This window comes from Kitasatospora sp. NPDC034533 (assembly GCF_055575155.1).
Map to the genome: position 1 here is coordinate 138,250 of NZ_JBVITE010000010.1, position 16,455 is coordinate 154,704.

Sequence of the window (16,455 nt, forward strand, 5' to 3'; positions counted from 1 at the left end):
GGTACCGGAGTGTGGGCAACGGCCTGAGGGCACCGGCAGTCGGCGCCGCCGACGGGGCGGTCCGTCAGGCGGGGTAGGCGTGGGTCTGGGTGGCCTTGACCGACGCCCAGACGGCCGCGCCGGGCGCCAGCTCCAGCTCCGCGACGGCGGCCGGGGTCAGGTCGGCGGCCATCGGCAGATCCCCGACGAGTTCGGCGCGGACCTGGTCGCCGTGCAGCTCCAGCCCGGCGACCTCGGCCTTCCACAGGTTGCGCGCGTTGGTCTGCGGACGCTCCCGGTACAGCGTCACGGCGGAGGGCGGGAAGGCGACGAACGCCGGACCGTCCAGCTCCTCGGTGGTGGCCAGGACGGTGCCGTCCGGGAGCGTGACCCGGCTGCCTTCGGCCAGGCCCTGGTACAGGTTCAGCCCGACCAGCCGGGCGATGTAGTCGGTGCGCGGGTGCCGCGCCACCTCGGCCGGGCTGCCGGACTGCACCTGCCGTCCGTCCTCGATCACGACCAGCCGGTCGGCCAGCACCATGGCGTCCAGCGGGTCGTGCGTCACCAGCACCGCCACCGCCTCGAACTCGGCCAGGTGGCGCCGCAGTTGCGCCCGAACGTCGAGCCGGGTGCGGGCGTCCAGGGCGGCCAGTGGCTCGTCCAGCAGGAGCAGCCGGGGGCGTACGGCGAGGGCGCGGGCGAGCGCCACCCGCTGGGCCTGCCCGCCGGAGAGCCGGCCGGGGCGGGCCGAGGCGTGGTCGGCCAGGCCCATCCGCTCCAGCCAGCCGGCCGCCTCGGCCCGCGCCTCGCGCTTGGGGCGGCCCTGGCAGCGCGGGCCGAAGGCGACGTTGTCGAGCGCGCTGAGGTGCGGGAACAGCAGGTAGTCCTGGAACACCACGCCGACCGGCCGCTGTTCGGCGGGAGTGTGCACGCGCCGGGCCGGGTCCTCCAGGAGGCGGCCGTCCAGGCGAAGATGGCCGCCGGTGAGCGGGAGCAGGCCGGCGAGGGCGCGCAGGGCGGTGGACTTGCCGGCGCCGTTGGGGCCGAGCAGCGCGACCACCTCGCCGGGGGCGGCGGTGAGGGCGAGGTCGAGGGCGAACGCGGCGCGCTCGACCCGCAGTCGGGCGTCCAGGGCGGGGCCGGGAAGGCTCTCGGTGCTCATCACGCTCATTCGCTCGTCACGGTAGGCGGAGTTCGTGGGGCCGCCGGAGCGGCGTCCGGGCGTACGGGAGCGGCCCCGAGGGTGCACCGGGCGCGATCGCGGGCGCGGTCACGGGCATGGTCGCGGTCACGGTGTCGACAGCCAGCGGTCGCGCAGGCCGACCAGGACGGCGACGGAGACCACCAGCAGCACCAGCGACAGCGCGATCGCCGCCTGCGGGTCCGACTCCATGGCCAGGTAGACGGCCAGCGGCATGGTCTGGGTGCGGCCGGGGAAGTTGCCCGCGAAGGTGATCGTCGCGCCGAACTCGCCGAGCGCCCGGGCCCAGGCCAGGACGGCTCCGGCGGCGATCCCCGGGGCGATCAGCGGCAGGGTGACCCGCCGGAAGGCGGTCAGCCGGGAGGCGCCCAGGGTCGCGGCGGCCTCCTCGTAGCGGGGGTCGGCGGCCCGCAGCGCGCCCTCGACGCTGATCACCAGGAACGGCATCGCGACGAACGCCTCGGCGATCACGACCCCGGTGGTGGTGAACGGCAGCGTGATGCCGAACGCCGAGTCCAGCCAGGAGCCGACGATTCCGCGCCGCCCGAGCACCAGCAGCAGGGCCACACCGCCGACCACCGGCGGCAGCACCAGCGGCAGGGTGACCAGCGCCCGGACCAGCCGCCGGCCCGGCAGCTCGGTGCGGGCGAGCAGCCAGGCCAGTGGGACACCGAGGACCAGCGACACCGCGGTGGCGGCGGTGGCGCTGATCAGCGACAGGCGCAGCGCGTCCCAGACGGCGGTGCCGGTGAGCTGTTCGGACAGGCTGCTCCAGGGCGCCCGGACGAGCAGGCCGACCAGCGGCAGGACCAGGAACGCCAGCCCGAGCAGCGCGGGGAGCAGCAGGGTGACCGGGACGCGGTGCGGGCGCGGGCGGCGGCGCGGCAGGGCCGTCGCGGGCCCTGGCGGGCCGCCGCCGGCGGACCGGTCCGGGCCCGAGCGGTCGGGGCCCGAGCGGTGCGGGCGCGGGCGGTCGGGGCCCGAGCGGTCCGGGTGCGGGCGGTCCGCCCCGGCGCCGGTGGTGCGGTCGCTCACGGGGCCTGGAAGCCCGCGGCGGTCAGCACCTGTTCGGCCTCGGGCGACCGGACGTAGGCGAGGAAGGCGGCGGCGCCGTCCTTGTTCGGCGCCTTGGCGAGGGCGGCGATCGGGTAGTCGTTCACGGCCTTGTCGGCCTCGGGGAAGTCCACGCCGTCGATCTTCGCAGCATCGGCCCGCACATCGGTCCTGTACACCAGGGAGGCGTCGACCTCGCCCAGTTCGACCTTGGTCAGAGCGCCCTTGACGTCCTGTTCCAGGGTGACCGGCGTCAGGTCGAGGCCGGCGGCCTTGAGCGCGGTCTGGGCGGCGGCGCCGCACGGCACCTCCTTCGCGCACAGGGCGACCTTCACACCGGAGGCGGTCAGGTCCTTGAGGCCCGTGACGTGCTTGGGGTTGCCCTTGGGGACGGCGATGGTGAGCGTGTTCCTGACGAAGGTCGTCGGCTGTCCGCTGACGCCGCCCGCGTCCGTCACGGTCTTCATGGTCGCCGGGCTGGCGGCGGCGAACACGTCGGCCGGGGCACCGGAGTTGATGCTCGTGGCGAGGCTGGAGCTGCCGCCGAAGTTGAAGGTGACCTTGGTGCCGGGGTTGGCGGCCTCGAACTTCCTGCCGAGGTCGGTGAAGGTCTCCTTGAGCGAGGCGGCCGCGAAGACGCTGATGGTGCCGGAGGCCTTCGGGACGCTGCCGGCGCCGGCAGCGGACGCGTTCGGGGAGGCGGCGGCGGAGCCCGCGGAACCGGAGGACGTGCCGCCGCCGCTGCCGCAGGCGGTGGCCCCGAGGCCGAGGAGGAGGGTCGCCACGGCGGCGACGGCGAGCCTGCGGGTGGTGGTCGTTCGGGTGCTCATCGGTGCTTCCCCTCCAGGATGCGCGCCGGGACGGGCGGCAGGGAACGGTCGCAGGTGCGGCCATTGTGGTGATCATAATGCCGCACATGCGAGCGATGAACCCCCTGTGGCATTGCAGGGGCGAGGGCGGGGACGGGTGCGGGTGCTCGCACTGCTATGGGAGCGGGGCGCGCGGGCCTGGTGGGGGTGATGCGGAGGCCGGCGGCTGGGGGCGTTCAGCGGACGGATGTCAGATGACAGATGACAGCTAACGGATTTCAGATGACAGATTTCAGTTTCTGTCATCTGTTCGTTGTTGCTTGCCCCGCTTACGGCCAGCTCCGCTGCCCGTCGTCCGCCGGGCACACGACCGGGTCATTCGAACACATCGCTCGCGGCTCGCGGGCTGCTTTTCAGATGTTCGCCTGACCAATTCCGGCCGCTCGATAGCGTCCCACGCACCCCAGGCCGGAAGCGCACATGCGGTTGGCATATGCCAACCGTGTGCAGTCCGCCCGGCCGGGGAGCCCGGGTGCACCGCGTACCGCCCCGGGCCCGACCGGTCGACCGGAGGTCCCATGGGCACTCTCAACCATCTCAGCCTCGGCTGGCTGACTCCCGCCCTCTCCTACCTGATGGCCTGTGCCGGCGCCGCCCTCGGGCTGCGCTGCGCCCTGCGCGGTCTGGCCGCGAGCGGCCCGGTCCGGCGGAACTGGCTGGTCACCGCCGCCGCCGCGATCGGCTCCGGCATCTGGACCATGCACTTCGTCGCCATGTTCGGCTTCACCGTCGACGGCACCGAGCTGCGCTACAACGTGCCGCTGACCGTCCTCAGCCTCGTGGTCGCGGTGCTGGTCACCGGTCTGGGCCTGACCGTGGTCTGCTACGGACGCCACCGCGGCCTCGCCCTGCTCTCCGGGGGCGTCACCACCGGCCTCGGCGTCGCCGCCATGCACTACCTGGGCATGGCCGCCGTACGGATGCACGGAGCCCTGCACTACGACGCCGGGACGGTCGCACTGTCCGTGCTGGTCGCGGTCGGGGCCGCCACCGCCGCGCTCTGGGCCGCCGTCACCATCCGCAACGTCTACGCGGCCGCGGCCGCCGCACTGGCCATGGGCCTCGCCGTCAGCTGCATGCACTACACCGGCATGGCCGCCGTCCACGTCCGGCTGGACCCGACCCGTGGCGCTCTCGGTGGCGTCAGCCCGATGGAGTTCGTCTTCCCGCTGGCCGTCGGCCTCGGCTCCTTCCTCTTCCTCGCCTCGGCCTTCGTGGCGCTCTCGCCGACCGACCAGGAGCGGGCCGGCTACCGGGAGGCCGGGCGGCTGCCCGTCGAGGAGCCCGCAGGCACGGCCGCGCACCCCGCCGCCGAACGGCGCGAGCCCACCCCGGCCGGCGCCGGACGCCACGACCGCGCAGCCTGAGGCGGTCACCCGGTCCGTCCCGCACGCGCCGCACCTGGGCTCAGCCCCTGCCGCCCGCCGGCTCCACCCGCCATCCCCGCCCGAAAGGCTCCTCACCCATGCGAGAAGACCGCGGTACCGCCGCCGGCGCCCGTCGGGGTGCCCACGCCGGGCCGCCCGCCCGGTCGCCGCGCCCCGGCCCGTGGCTGCGCGGACTGCGCCCCCGGACCGTCCGCGCCCGCATCATCGCGCTGCTGATGGTCCCGGTCGTCTCCGTCATCGCCCTGTGGGGGTTCGCGACCGTCACCACCGCCCAGGGGGTCTGGGACCTGCTGCGCCAGCGGGACGCCCAGCGCACGGTACTCACCCCGCTCGCCGAGGCGGTCGCCGGGCTGCAAGCCGAACGCACCGCCGCGGGACAGTTGCTGGCCGCCTCGGCGGCCGCTCCCGCGACGGCCCCCACCGCCGCCCGCGAGAGCGCTCTGCGCGAGGCCGCCGCGGCCACCGACCGGGCGCTCACCCCGCTGTTCCCCGAGGCCCGCCACCCCGACCGCGGGTACAACCGCGCCGACGCCCAGGGCCTGGGCGGTGACGCGGCCTCCCGACTGGACGCCTTCGGCGGCTCGCTCGCCGCGCTGCCGGCACTGCGCGACCGGGTCCTGGCCAGGAGCGTCGGCTGGCCCGAGGCGTACGCCGCGTACGGCGAGGCGGTGGACCGGGCACTCGCCGCGGCGGGTTCGGTCACCCCGTCCCTGGACCACCACGTGGCCACCGACGCGCGGGCCTCGCTGGAACTGGCCCGGTCCCGGGAACTCCTCGCCCGGGAGGACGCGCTGCTGCGCGCCGCCCAACTGTCCGGCGGGATCGGTGACGACCAGTTGCGGGAGTTCTCCGGTGCGGTCTTCGCCCGGCGCGCGTTCGAGCAGGACGCCGCCGCCGGTCTGCGCCCCGCCGACCGGCAGGCGCTGCTCGCCGTCACCGGAAGCCAGGACCACCGTGAGCTGGCCGGGTACGAGGACAGGGTCCGGACGGCCGTCGACGGTCGGTCGGCCGTCGCCGGAGTGCCGGGGGACCGCTGGGCGATGGTCGCCGGCAACGTGGCCGGCGGACTGCGGTCCGTCGAGGACCAGGCAGGACAGCTCGCCGCCGAGCGGCAGAACCCCTACGCGCTGGGCCTGTTCACGCCGGCCGGGATGGCCGTGCTGCTCGGTCTGGTCGGCGTGGTGGCCTCGCTGGTGATCTCGGTGCAGATCGGGCGCGGGCTGGTCACCGAGCTGATCGGCCTGCGCAACTCGGCACTTGAGCTGGCGGGGCGCAAACTCCCCGAGACCATGCGGAAGTTGCGCGCGGGAGAGGAGGTGGACATCGAGGCCGAGACACCTCGGCCGGTGGAGCGGGGCGACGAGATCGGCCAGGTCCACCGGGCGTTGGGCACGGTCCAGCGGGCGGCTGTCACGGCGGCGGTCGAACGGGCCGAGGTGCTTTCCGGGGTCTCCGGGGTCTTCGTCAACCTCGCGCGTCGCAGCCAGGTCCTGGTGCACCGCCAACTCACGCTGCTGGACGCGATGGAGCGCCGCACCGACGACCCGTCCGAGCTGGCCGACCTGTTCCGGCTGGACCACCTCACCACCCGGATGCGCCGCCACGCCGAGGGCCTGATCATCCTCTCCGGGGCCTCCCCGGGCAGGGGTTGGCGCCGGCCGGTCCCCTTGGTGGACGTCGTGCGAGCGGCCGTCTCGGAGGTCGAGGAGTACGCCCGGGTCGAGGTGCACCCGCTGCCGCGCACCGCCGTGGTCGGTCACGCGGTCGCGGACCTCACCCACCTGGTGGCCGAGCTGGTGGAGAACGCCACCGGTTTCTCCCCGCCGCACACCCGGGTACACCTCCGGGGCGAACGGGTCGGCAACGGCTTCGCGTTGGAGATCGAGGACCGCGGTCTGGGCATGGGCCCGGAGATGCTGGACTGGGCCAACCGGCGGATCGCCGCCGCCGAACAGAGCGACCTCTTCGACAGCGACCGGCTCGGCCTGTTCGTGGTCAGCCGGCTCGCCCGGCGGCAGGACGTCCGGGTCTCGCTGGTGACCTCCGCGTACGGCGGCACCACGGCGGTGGTGCTGCTGCCCACCACGTTGTTGGCCGATGGAACGGCGGAGGCCGAGCCAGGGGACGTGCGGCACGAGCCGGACGTGCGGCACGAGTCGGGGGACGCGCGGCACGGGTCGGGGGACGTGCGGCACGGGTCGGGGGACGCGCGGCACGGCTTCGAGCGGGTGTCGCCCGGAGCGGCAGGGGATCGGGTGGGTCCGGTCGCCGGGTCCGCCGAGCCGAGCTCCGTGGAGCCGGAGTTCGCGCAGCCGACGCCATGGGGCGGGCCGGAACATGAGCTCACCTCGGGGAACGGACACCCGGAGGGTCCGGCCGACGGTCCGGCCGGAGAACCACGGCACGGGGAGTGCCCGCAGGGCCGCGCGGACCACGGGCGTCCGGTGGCCGGCGGGCCGCCGCCCGAGGGCGGGGCGCTGCTGCCGTTCGGCGTCCGGAACGGAGCCCCCGGGGCGGCACGGCGCACCCCTTTCCGGGCCTCCGGCGTTCGGGCCTCCACCGCCTGGACGGCCGGTCCGGCCGCGGACGGAGGCGCGGGTACGGCCGTGGGCCGAGCGGCCGGTCATCAGACGGGCAGTCACCGCGCGGACGGTCATGACGCTGACGGTCACCACACCGACGGTCACCACACGGACGTTCACCGCGCGGACGGCCACCGAGGGAGCCGTGGCCGATCGCCGGATCCTCGTGCCGACCAGGGCCCCGAGGAGCTGCCGCGCCGGACCCGGCAGGCGAGCCTCGTGCCGCAGCTGCGCGAGGCCCCGGAGCGGCAGACCGCGTACAACCGACGCGCGGCCGCCGTCTCCACCGCCGCGACCTCCGCCTCCGCCGCGACCTCCGCCACAGACTACGTCGCCGGTTCCGGCGACGGCTCCGGTGCCGCCGACCGCAGTCCGGAGGCGGCGCGCGCGGCGATGGCCGCCTTCCAGAACGGATGGGCGCGCGGCCTGTACCCGGAGGGCGGGCAGGCCGGACCTCCCGCCGGCCCTCCGCCGACGCCGCAGGCACGCCGACCCCAACCGCCGTCCCGACCCGAAGGAGCGCACCCGTGATCGCCACCACCCACCGTGCGGGGGAGCTGAACTGGCTCCTCGACGAGCTCGTCCAGCGCGCCCCCGAGCTCCGCTTCGCCGTGATGCTCTCCGCCGATGGCCTGGCCGTGGGCACCTCGACCGGTCTGCCGCGCGAGGACGGAGAGCACCTGGCGGCCGTCGCCTCCGGATTCCACAGCCTGGCCAAGGGAGCCGGCCGGCACTTCGGTGCGGGCGAAGTCCGCCAGACCATGGTCGAGTTGGAGGGCGGCTACCTGCTCGTCGCGGCGGCGGGGGCGGGCACCTGCCTCGCCGTGTTCGCCACCGCTCGCGCCGACCTCGGGCTGATCGCCTACGAGATGGCCAGACTGGTCCGCCGGGTCGGGGAGCACCTGAGCACTCCGCCGCGGGCGGTGGGCGGCCGGTGAGTCCTGCGCCCCACCCGTACCGGGAGCGACATCCGGAGCGCCCGAGGGCCGAACCCGGTGAGTGCCCCCGCAACCCGCTCGCCGCCGCGCACCGGGCCTGCTGGTACGACGACGAGGCCGGACCGCTGGTCCGCCCGTACGCGATGACCCGGGGGCGCACCGGGGGCGGGGAGCAGCAGTTCGATCTGATCGCCGTGGTGGTGGTCACCGAAGTGCCTGATCCGGGGCTCGTCCCGGACGTGCCCGAGCCGCCGGTCGGGCCGGAACAGGCTCGGATCCTTGCGCTCTGCCGGAGTGCCCCGCTGTCCGTGGCCGAGCTGGCCGCCGACCTCGACCTGCCGGTGGGCGTCGTGCGGGTGCTGCTCGGTGACCTCCTGGCGGCCGGGCTCATCCGGGTCCGCCGTCCCGTCCCGCCCGCCCTGCTCCCCGACGAGCGCATCCTCCAGGAGGTCATCCGTGGACTCCGTGCACTCTGACCACCCGTCCGACCCGTTCCACCCGTCCGACGAGTCCGACCCGTACGGAGGGTCCGATCCGTACGGCGGGACCGGTTCGTTCGGCGGGGCCGATCCGTACGGGGGCTCGGACCGGCTCGACGGCGAGGATCCTGATGACACCGTGCTCGCGCTCAAGATCCTGGTGGCGGGCGGTTTCGGGGTCGGGAAGACGACGCTGGTGGGCGCGGTCAGCGAGATCCGCCCGCTGAGGACCGAGGAGCAACTGTCCGAGGCCGGGCGCGAGGTGGACGATCTGGACGGGGTCGAGCGGAAGACGACCACCACGGTGGCGATGGACTTCGGGCGGATCACCATCCGCGAGGGCCTGGCGGTGTACCTGTTCGGCACCCCGGGGCAGGACCGGTTCTGGTTCCTCTGGGACGAGTTGGCCCAGGGGGCGCTCGGTGCGGTGGTGCTCGCCGACACCCGTCGCCTGACCGACTGCTTCCCGGCCGTCGACTTCTTCGAGCATCGCGGCATTCCGTTCGTGGTTGCGGTGAATCGTTTCGCCGGGACGCGGGAGTTCGGCCCGGAGGACGTCGCCCGCGCGCTGGACCTGGATGCCGGTACGCCCGTGCTGCTGTGCGACGCACGCCTCCGCGCCTCGGGCAAGGAGGTGCTGGTCAACCTGGTCGAGCACGCGGGCCGGGTGCGCGCCGCCCGGCTGCTCGCGGAGCCCTCGCCGGTGGGCTGACGCGGCCGAGACGGCGGCGGGAGGGCGAGGACGGACGGCGCGCGGATGACGGCTGACAACTGACAAGTAACACCTGACAAGTAACAAGTAACAGCTAACAGATGACAGCTGACAGATTTCGAAATCTGTCAGCTGTCATCTGTCGGTCATCGGCCGTCCGCCCCCGCCGGAGCGCAGGGCGGCCCGGGGTTCGGCCGAGCGCTCAGCTGTGCCACTGGAACACGACCCTCGTCCAGGTGGACCCGGGGCAGTTGCCCCAGACCGCCCAGGCGTTCGGCCGCGCGCCGATCCACAGGCCGGTGCTGTGCGAGCCGTCCGCGCAGTAGGTGGTGGTGCGCAGCCGGCCGGAGTAGACGTGGCAGCTACCCTCCCAGCGCCAGCCGTAGTTGGCGGTGATGACGCAGCGGTAGGCCTCCGACGCGACGGTGTTCGAGACCGCGGCGGCCCCGGGCGTGATGCTCTGGTGGTGGCTCGTCGCCGCGGCGGCCGGCAGGGTGGTGGTCCCGATCACGCCGAGGGCGGCCGCGGCCGCCAGTCCGAACGCGGCGATCTTCCTGGCGATGCGACCTCGCATGCTGGTTCTCCTCGCTGAGGGGTCTCGTCGGGCCGTCCCGGCCGCCGGAGCGGGCGCCCGTCCGGAGGCGAACTCCCGCACCCTGCAAGGCCGGTGACTTGTTGCGTACGAATGACTGCACAGAGTGAGACGACGAACTATGATGTGACCTGTGTCACAAGTAGTTCAGTCGGGTCGGGCTCCGGCGGTCGAGCCGGGTCGGGCCGGACGTTCGGGTGCCGATTCCCGGGGAGAGCGGCATGGTGGAGTGCGGTGATCGCGATGAGGGTGGCGGACGAGAAGACGACTTCGCTCCGAACGGGAGCGGCGGACAAGCGGCCGAATTCAACCGGATGTTCACGGATCTCCTGCCCAGGCTCCACCAGGCCGCGGCCTCCCTCGCCGGAAGTCCGCTCGGCGCCGGGGACATCGTCCACGACGCGTACCTCCGGATCGCCCGCCGCCCGGAGCGCTTCCTCGGGCACCCGCAGCCGTACGCCTACGTGTTCACCACGATGGTGAACATCCTGCGCGACCAGTGGCGTCGGGAGCGGCGCCGGGTGCCGATGTCCGAGGTGCCGGAGCCGGGAGGGGCCGTCGATCGGGGCCGGGGGCTGTCCGATCCCCGGGCCGGCGGGATGGCCGAGTTGCAGGCGCACTGGGAGGTGCTCCGGCTGCTCGGTCACCTGACCGACAAGCAGGCCCGCGCGGTGGTGCTGGTGGACCTCGACGGCTACAGCGTCGACGAGGCCGCCGAACTGCTCGGACTGCACCGCAGCACCCTGGCCGTCACCCGCCGTCGCGCCCACGGCCGGCTGCGCACCGTCCTCGAACGGGAGCGCGAAGGGGAGCGGGCGCGGAGCCGGAGTCGGCGGGACCGGCGTCCCGACGCACCGAGCTGACGGCAAGTCAGCTGATGTGCCGCCCCGGCCCGTACCCTGCGAACCGTGATCTCGTACGAGGACGGCCGCCTGCGCGCCCTGGCCGAGGACGGCCGCTGGCCCGAGCTGCTCGCCGCCTACCGGCAGGGTCGGGCGGCGGCCATGGTGGAGGCGGGGGAGGAGGCCGCGGCGGCCCTGACCGCGCCGCTCGGCCACCTGATCGCCTACGCGGCGCCGCCCGAGCTGGCCGTCCGGCTGTTCGACCGCGACGGCGGCGCGGGGACGGCCGCCGGGGTGGCCGACCATGACGCCGGTCCGCTCTGGGAGGTGCTGGCCACCCGGCACTCGTGGCTGCGGCTCTCCCCGCTGCTCGGTCCGGCCCCGGTGCGGCGCCTGGTCGCGCACACCCGGGTGCTGCTGGGGGAGGACCTCCGCCACGGGGCCGAGTCCGACCCGGAGGGCGTGCCGCTGAGCCTGGAGCCGTGGGAGTCGGCGGGCTGGGACGAAGCGGGCCGGGTGCGCGAGTACCTGCCCGACGGGGGTGCCCGCAGCGCGCTGCTGACCCTGCCGGCCAGTCGGGAGGGCTTGGGTGAGGTCGAGCTGCCGCCCCCGGTGGAGCGGGCGGAAGGACGGCCGGACGGTCGGCGGGCCGCCCTGGCGCTGGCCGGGCTGGGAGCGCTCGCGCCGTGGGCGGGAACGGTCTGCGTCCGTGGTCAGGCCCCGGCGGCGGCCACCCTGCTGGCCCGCGACCGACGGGTCGTCGGCGGGTACCTGCCGTTCGCGCTCGCCTACCCGGCGCTGGTGCGGGCCGCCGCCGTGGGGCGGGCGCAGGGGTGTGCGCACGGCCGGCTGGAGCTGTGGCGGGCACTGTCCGCGATGGCCGCCATGGCCGGGGCGGTCGGCCCGGGCCCGGCGGACGAGGTGGACGGGGTCGGCGGGCTGGACGGCGCGGGCGGGATGGACGGCACGGGCGGGGTGGACCGGGGCGAGGTGAACGCGCTGGTCGCACGGATGCGCTGCTTCACCTGGCTGGAACCGTCGGCCGGGCTGCACCACCTGCACCTCGCGCTGGAGGACCCGGTCTGCGGCGTGGCCTGGGCGGTGAGCGGCTCGCAGGAGCTGTAGCAGGGAGCGGCACTTGCTGGACTACCGGCACCGCACGGGCCCAGAGGGCCACGCCCCTCGGAAGCCGTGACACCTGATAGCGGGGACACCCGGAATCCGTGACATCCGGAATCCGTCCGGAATCCGTGAGCCCCGGGAATCCGTGCCCCCGGAAACAAGCGCCCCGGAGGACCCGCACCCCCGGGGCGCCCCACCGGAAACGCGCGACCCCCGGCCGACGCCCCTCCCAAGAGCGGGATGGGGACGCCGACCGGGGGCGTGCGGAGATCGCCGCCGGGATCAGACCGAGGTGGGGGCGCCGCCCTGGGCGGGGACGGTCCCGGGAGCGCCGTCCGCGGTGGCGGAGTCGGCGGGCGCACCGTGGGTGTCGACCAGCGTCAGCTCGTCGAACGGCACCTCGCCGGCCAGCACCCGGCGGGCGCGCTCGGCGTCGAGCTCGCCGGTCCAGTGCCCGACCAGCACGGTCGCGACGGCGTTGCCCGCGAAGTTGGTGAGCGCCCGGGCCTCGGACATGAAGCGGTCGATGCCGACGATCAGGCCGACCCCGTCCACCAGCGCCGGCTTGTGCGACTGGAGCCCGCCCGCCAGGGTGGCCAGACCGGCGCCGGTGACACCGGCCGCGCCCTTGCTCGCGATCACCATGAAGACCAGCAGCGAGAGCTGCTCGCCGAGCGACATGGGCTTGTCCATCGCCTCGGAGATGAAGATCGAGGACATGGTCAGGTAGATGGCCGTGCCGTCGAGGTTGAAGCTGTAGCCGGTCGGGACGGTGATGCCGACGACCGGGCGGCTGACGCCGAGGTGCTCCATCTTGGCGATCAGCCGGGGCAGCGCGCTCTCGGAGGAGGAGGTGGAGAGGATCAGCAGGAACTCGCGGCCGAGGTACTTCAGCAGCGCGAACACGTTGATCCCGGCGACCAGGCGCAGCAGCGTGCCCAGCACCACGACGACGAACAGCACGCAGGTCACGTAGAAGCCGACCATGATGACGGCCAGGCTCTTCAGCGCGGCGGTGCCGGTGGCGCCGACCACGGCGGCCATCGCCCCGAAGGCGCCGATCGGCGCGACCCACATGATCATCGACATGACCCGGAACACCAGCCGCTGCACGTGCTCGATGCCGCGCAGCACCGGCGCGCCGGCCGCGCCCATCGCCTGGAGGGCGAAGCCGGTGAGCAGGGCGACCAGCAGGGTCTGGAGCACCTTGCCCTGGGTGAGGGCGGAGAACATGGTCTCGGGGATCATCCCGAGCAGGAAGTCGGTGGTCGACTGGGCGCCGCCGGCGGCCGCCTGGGCGTGGCCGGACTTGGCGAGCGCGGCGGTCAGGTGCAGGCCGCCGCCGGGCTCCAGCAGGTTGCCGACGACCATGCCGATGGCCAGCGCGACGGTCGACATGGCGAGGAAGTAGCCGAGGGCGAGACCGCCGACCTTGCCGACCTTCGCGGCCTTGGTCACGGAGCCGATGCCCAGGACGATGGTGCAGAAGATCACTGGGCTGATCATCATCTTGATCAGGTTGACGAAGCCGGTGCCGACCGGCTTCAGTTCCACGGCGAACCCGGGGGCGGCCAGACCGACCACCACGCCCGCGACCACCGCGACGATCACCGCGAGGTAGAGGTAGTGGGTGCGGTCCTTGCGTCTGGGTCCCGCCGCCGTGGCGGCTCCAGCGATCGACATCTGCGGCTCCCTTGCCGTGCAGTCCTGGCGGCCCCGGGGGGTGGGCCGCTCCGACTATGGGCCTCCGGGTGACGGAGGTCACGTTTGCGTTCATAGAGTTCACGAACGGTGCGGGGGAAGTGGATCGGAGGGTCTACGAACGGTGTCGGCCGTCCGGGGTGGGGCGGGCCATGGGAGCGCCCGGGGCCGTGGTGCACACTGGCAGGCATGTCCGAGCGCACCGCCCCCACCGCCACGCGCCGCCGCTCGTACCGGCCGACGGGCCGAACGTCGCGGCGGCTGCTCCGACGCCTGGCCCGATGCCTGCCTCGGCGGCTGGTGCGCAGCCTGGCCGGACAGCTGTTCGTGGTCCAGGTGGTGATCGTCGCCGCCGTGGTCGCCGGCGGCGCGGTGGTCGCGTACCTCTTCACCGCCGACCGCACCGAGGACGCGGCCCGCCGTCAGGTGGCCGCGGTGGCGCACGCCGTCGCGGACTCGCCGTCCGTCCGCACGGCGGTCACCGCAGCGGATCCGACCCCGGTGCTCCAGCCCTACGTCGAGCGGGTGCGGGCGGACACCGGGGTCTCCTTCATCACCGTCATGGACACCGGCGGCGTGCGCTGGACCCACCCGCTGCCCGAGCAGATCGGCCGGACCTACCTCGGACACATCGACCGGGCGCTCGCCGGGCAGACCCGCACCGAGACGTACACCGGCACGCTCGGTCCGTCGGTGCGGGTGGTCACCCCGGTGTGGGACGACCGGCACCAGGTGGTCGCGCTGGTCAGCGTGGGCCTGACGGTGGAGTCGATCTCCGCGCGGCTGAGCGGTCCGCTGCTGGCGCTGGTCGGGGTGGCGGTGGCCGCGCTCGCGGTCGGCGCCGTCGGCACCTACCTCGCCAACTCCCGTCTGCGGCGGCACACCCACGGGATGGGGCCGGACGAGCTGAGCCACCTCTACGAGTACCACCAGGCCACCCTGCACTCGGTGCGTGAGGGGCTGGTGCTGCTGGACCGCTCGGACCGGGTGGTGCTGTGCAATGACGCCGCCCGTGAACTGCTCTGTCTCTCCGGTGAATTGGACGGAAGGCCGGTGGCGGAGCTGGGCCTTCCGGAGGCGCTGGTGGCTGCCGTGCTGGGGGAGGAGGCGGTCCGGGACGAGGTGCACCTGACCGCCGAGCGCGTCGTGGTGCTGAACACCTCGACGATCGGCGACGGGGCGGGGCTCGGCCGGGTGGTCACCCTCCGGGACCACACCGAACTCCAGGCGCTGAGCGGCGAGTTGGATTCGGTGCGTGGCTTCACCGACGCCCTCGGCGCGCAGGCGCACGAGGCCGCCAACCGCTTGCACACGGTGGTCTCGCTGATCGAACTCGGCCGCCACGAGCAGGCGGTGGAGTTCGCCACGGCCGAGCTCGAACTCGCCCAGCAGCTCACCGACCGGGTGGTCGCGGCGGTGACCGAGCCGGTGCTCGCCGCGCTGCTGCTCGGCAAGGCGGCCCAAGCCGCCGAGCGGGGAGTGGAGTTGACCCTCACCGAGGACAGCCGGATCGACGACGGGGTGTTGCCGCCCGGGCTCGGCGCACGGGACCTGATCACGTTGCTCGGCAATCTGATCGACAACGCCGTGGACGCCGCCATCGCCGGAGCGGCGCGGAGCCCCGTCCCGCCGGAGGTCACCGTCACGGCGCGGATCGCCGACGCCCGGGACCGTGACGGCGACGGCGACGGTGACGGCGTCAGTGGCGGTGACGGTGCCGGCGCGGGGGCCGGTGGGGACTGCCTGCTGTTGAGGGTGGCCGACACCGGGGCGGGGATCGACCCGGGCGTGGTCGAGGACGTGTTCCGGCGCGGCTGGAGCACCAAGCAGGACGGTCACGGGCACGGGCTCGGGCTGGCGCTGGTCGCCCAGACCGCCCGGCGCAACGGCGGCACCGTCGAGGTCGGACGGGACCGCGGCGCGGTGCTCACCGTTCGGCTGCCGCTGGCGGGACGGCCCGGGGCGTCCGGCGACGGGGCGCAGTCGTCGTACGGCGGGGCGCAGGCGTACAGCGGGGCGCAGGCGTCCGGCGGGGCCGGGAAGCCGGACGAGGGGGCGCGGCCGTACGGAGGGGCCGGAGAGCCGACCGCCCGGGAGCGGCAGGGGGCCCTGCTGTGAGCGGCGCCGCTGACGGCACCCGCGCCACCGAGGGGATCTCCGTCCTGGTGGTCGAGGACGACCCGGTGGCCGCCGCCGCGCACACCCTGTACGTCCGGCGGGAGCCCGGCTTCCACGCCGCGGGAACGGTCCACAGCTGCGCCGACGCGCTGCGCTTCCTTGACGGGGCCCGCGCCGCCGGGGCGCCCGTCGACCTCACCCTGCTCGACCTCTACCTCCCGGACGGCCACGGCCTCCAGCTCTGCCGCACCCTGCGCGCGGCCGGCCACAGCACCGACGTCATCGCGGTGACCTCGGCCCGGGACCTCGGCATGGTCCGGCAGGCGGTCTCCGCGGGCGTGGTGCAGTACCTGCTGAAACCTTTCAGCGCAGCCGCCCTCCACGACCGCCTGGAGCGCTACGCCCGCTACCGGGACAGCCTCGGGCGCACCGGCGAGGCGACCGGGCAGGAGGAGGTCGACCAGGCGTTCGCCCTGCTCCGCGCGCCGGAGCGCACCACCCTGCCCAAGGGGCTGAGCGCGCCCACCCTGGACAGCGTCGCGTCCGTTCTGCGCGAGGCGGCCACCGGCCTGTCGGCGGCCGCCGCCGGCGCCGCCGCCGGGGTTTCGCGGATCACCGCGCGGCGCTACCTGGAGCACCTGGTGGACACCGGGTGCGCGGTGCGCGAGCCGCAGTACGGGAGCGTCGGGCGGCCGGAGCTCTGCTACCGGTGGAGGAGCCGGGGCTGATGTCTCCGCGCGGTGCCCGCCGGGCGGTCTCCACTGCCGTGCTCCCGCAGTGCCCCCAGTGCCCCACGGGCCCCCGGTGCACGGCCTCTTCAAGTGGCGTCAGGGGCGTGGGCGCTTCGCGCGGCACCAGGGGCGTGACCTCGTCGCGCGG

14 protein-coding genes are annotated in these 16,455 nt (G+C 74.5%); 9 read left to right on the forward strand and 5 right to left on the reverse strand.

Annotated features, from left to right (window positions below):
- Window positions 1-64: 64 nt before the first annotated feature.
- The 3 genes from ACZ55U_RS10385 to modA form a co-directional block, all read right to left on the reverse strand.
- Window positions 65-1,150: an ABC transporter ATP-binding protein gene (locus tag ACZ55U_RS10385; protein ID WP_465524531.1), complete on the reverse strand. Its 1,086-nt coding sequence runs from the start codon at window positions 1,148-1,150 to the stop codon at window positions 65-67.
- 117 nt (window positions 1,151-1,267) lie between these two features.
- Window positions 1,268-2,068, reverse strand: coding sequence for an ABC transporter permease (locus ACZ55U_RS10390; RefSeq protein ID WP_465524612.1), 801 nt, complete (start codon window positions 2,066-2,068; stop codon window positions 1,268-1,270).
- A 143-nt stretch (window positions 2,069-2,211) separates the two neighbouring features.
- Window positions 2,212-3,063: a molybdate ABC transporter substrate-binding protein gene (modA, locus tag ACZ55U_RS10395; RefSeq protein ID WP_465524533.1), complete on the reverse strand. Its 852-nt coding sequence runs from the start codon at window positions 3,061-3,063 to the stop codon at window positions 2,212-2,214.
- A gap of 557 nt (window positions 3,064-3,620) precedes the next feature.
- On the opposite strand from modA, the gene ACZ55U_RS10400 reads away from it, so the two are divergent.
- The 5 genes from ACZ55U_RS10400 (at window position 3,621) to ACZ55U_RS10420 (ending at window position 9,201) form a co-directional block, all read left to right on the forward strand.
- Window positions 3,621-4,469: an MHYT domain-containing protein gene (locus ACZ55U_RS10400; RefSeq protein WP_465524535.1), complete on the forward strand. Its 849-nt coding sequence runs from the start codon at window positions 3,621-3,623 to the stop codon at window positions 4,467-4,469.
- Window positions 4,470-4,567: 98 nt separating this feature from the next.
- Window positions 4,568-7,603, forward strand: a complete 3,036-nt coding sequence (locus tag ACZ55U_RS10405; protein WP_465524537.1) for a sensor histidine kinase — start codon at window positions 4,568-4,570, stop codon at window positions 7,601-7,603.
- Complete coding sequence (locus ACZ55U_RS10410) at window positions 7,600-8,010, forward strand: roadblock/LC7 domain-containing protein (RefSeq protein WP_465524539.1); 411 nt, start codon at window positions 7,600-7,602, stop codon at window positions 8,008-8,010. The genes ACZ55U_RS10405 and ACZ55U_RS10410 overlap by 4 nt, the downstream gene beginning before the upstream one ends.
- Window positions 8,011-8,153: 143 nt before the next feature.
- Complete coding sequence (locus ACZ55U_RS10415) at window positions 8,154-8,486, forward strand: DUF742 domain-containing protein (protein WP_465524614.1); 333 nt, start codon at window positions 8,154-8,156, stop codon at window positions 8,484-8,486.
- Window positions 8,487-8,628: 142 nt separating this feature from the next.
- Window positions 8,629-9,201 carry a GTP-binding protein gene (locus ACZ55U_RS10420; protein WP_465524616.1) on the forward strand — a complete coding sequence of 191 codons (573 nt, stop codon included), beginning with the start codon at window positions 8,629-8,631 and terminating at the stop codon, window positions 9,199-9,201.
- A 202-nt stretch (window positions 9,202-9,403) separates the two neighbouring features.
- Here the strand turns inward: ACZ55U_RS10420 and ACZ55U_RS10425 are convergent, their stop codons facing one another.
- Window positions 9,404-9,775 carry a hypothetical protein gene (locus ACZ55U_RS10425; RefSeq protein ID WP_465524541.1) on the reverse strand — a complete coding sequence of 124 codons (372 nt, stop codon included), beginning with the start codon at window positions 9,773-9,775 and terminating at the stop codon, window positions 9,404-9,406.
- Window positions 9,776-10,107: 332 nt separating this feature from the next.
- On the opposite strand from ACZ55U_RS10425, the gene ACZ55U_RS10430 reads away from it, so the two are divergent.
- Entirely contained in the window at window positions 10,108-10,656 is a 549-nt protein-coding gene (locus ACZ55U_RS10430) for an RNA polymerase sigma factor (protein ID WP_465524543.1), read from the forward strand.
- Between the two features lie 45 nt (window positions 10,657-10,701).
- Window positions 10,702-11,760: a hypothetical protein gene (locus ACZ55U_RS10435; protein ID WP_465524545.1), complete on the forward strand. Its 1,059-nt coding sequence runs from the start codon at window positions 10,702-10,704 to the stop codon at window positions 11,758-11,760.
- A 279-nt stretch (window positions 11,761-12,039) separates the two neighbouring features.
- Here the strand turns inward: ACZ55U_RS10435 and ACZ55U_RS10440 are convergent, their stop codons facing one another.
- Window positions 12,040-13,440, reverse strand: coding sequence for a cation:dicarboxylate symporter family transporter (locus tag ACZ55U_RS10440; RefSeq protein ID WP_465524547.1), 1,401 nt, complete (start codon window positions 13,438-13,440; stop codon window positions 12,040-12,042).
- Window positions 13,441-13,647: 207 nt separating this feature from the next.
- Between ACZ55U_RS10440 and ACZ55U_RS10445 the strand changes: the two genes are divergently transcribed.
- A complete protein-coding gene (locus ACZ55U_RS10445; protein WP_465524549.1) occupies window positions 13,648-15,576 on the forward strand; it encodes a sensor histidine kinase in 1,929 nt (642 codons plus the stop codon).
- Window positions 15,573-16,304, forward strand: a complete 732-nt coding sequence (locus ACZ55U_RS10450; protein WP_465524552.1) for a response regulator — start codon at window positions 15,573-15,575, stop codon at window positions 16,302-16,304. Before ACZ55U_RS10445 ends, ACZ55U_RS10450 begins: the two co-directional genes overlap by 4 nt.
- Window positions 16,305-16,455: the final 151 nt, after the last annotated feature.

Bases quoted from the DNA above. Each gene is read 5' to 3' on its own strand.
- ACZ55U_RS10385 (WP_465524531.1), bottom strand. From the start codon at position 1,150: ATGAGCGTGATGAGCACCGAGAGCCTTCCCGGCCCCGCCCTGGACGCC.
- modA (WP_465524533.1), bottom strand. From the start codon at position 3,063: ATGAGCACCCGAACGACCACCACCCGCAGGCTCGCCGTCGCCGCCGTG.
- ACZ55U_RS10400 (WP_465524535.1), top strand. From the start codon at position 3,621: ATGGGCACTCTCAACCATCTCAGCCTCGGCTGGCTGACTCCCGCCCTC.
- ACZ55U_RS10405 (WP_465524537.1), top strand. From the start codon at position 4,568: ATGCGAGAAGACCGCGGTACCGCCGCCGGCGCCCGTCGGGGTGCCCAC.
- ACZ55U_RS10415 (WP_465524614.1), top strand. From the start codon at position 8,154: ATGACCCGGGGGCGCACCGGGGGCGGGGAGCAGCAGTTCGATCTGATC.
- ACZ55U_RS10425 (WP_465524541.1), bottom strand. From the start codon at position 9,775: ATGCGAGGTCGCATCGCCAGGAAGATCGCCGCGTTCGGACTGGCGGCC.
- ACZ55U_RS10430 (WP_465524543.1), top strand. From the start codon at position 10,108: ATGTTCACGGATCTCCTGCCCAGGCTCCACCAGGCCGCGGCCTCCCTC.
- ACZ55U_RS10440 (WP_465524547.1), bottom strand. From the start codon at position 13,440: ATGTCGATCGCTGGAGCCGCCACGGCGGCGGGACCCAGACGCAAGGAC.
- ACZ55U_RS10445 (WP_465524549.1), top strand. From the start codon at position 13,648: ATGTCCGAGCGCACCGCCCCCACCGCCACGCGCCGCCGCTCGTACCGG.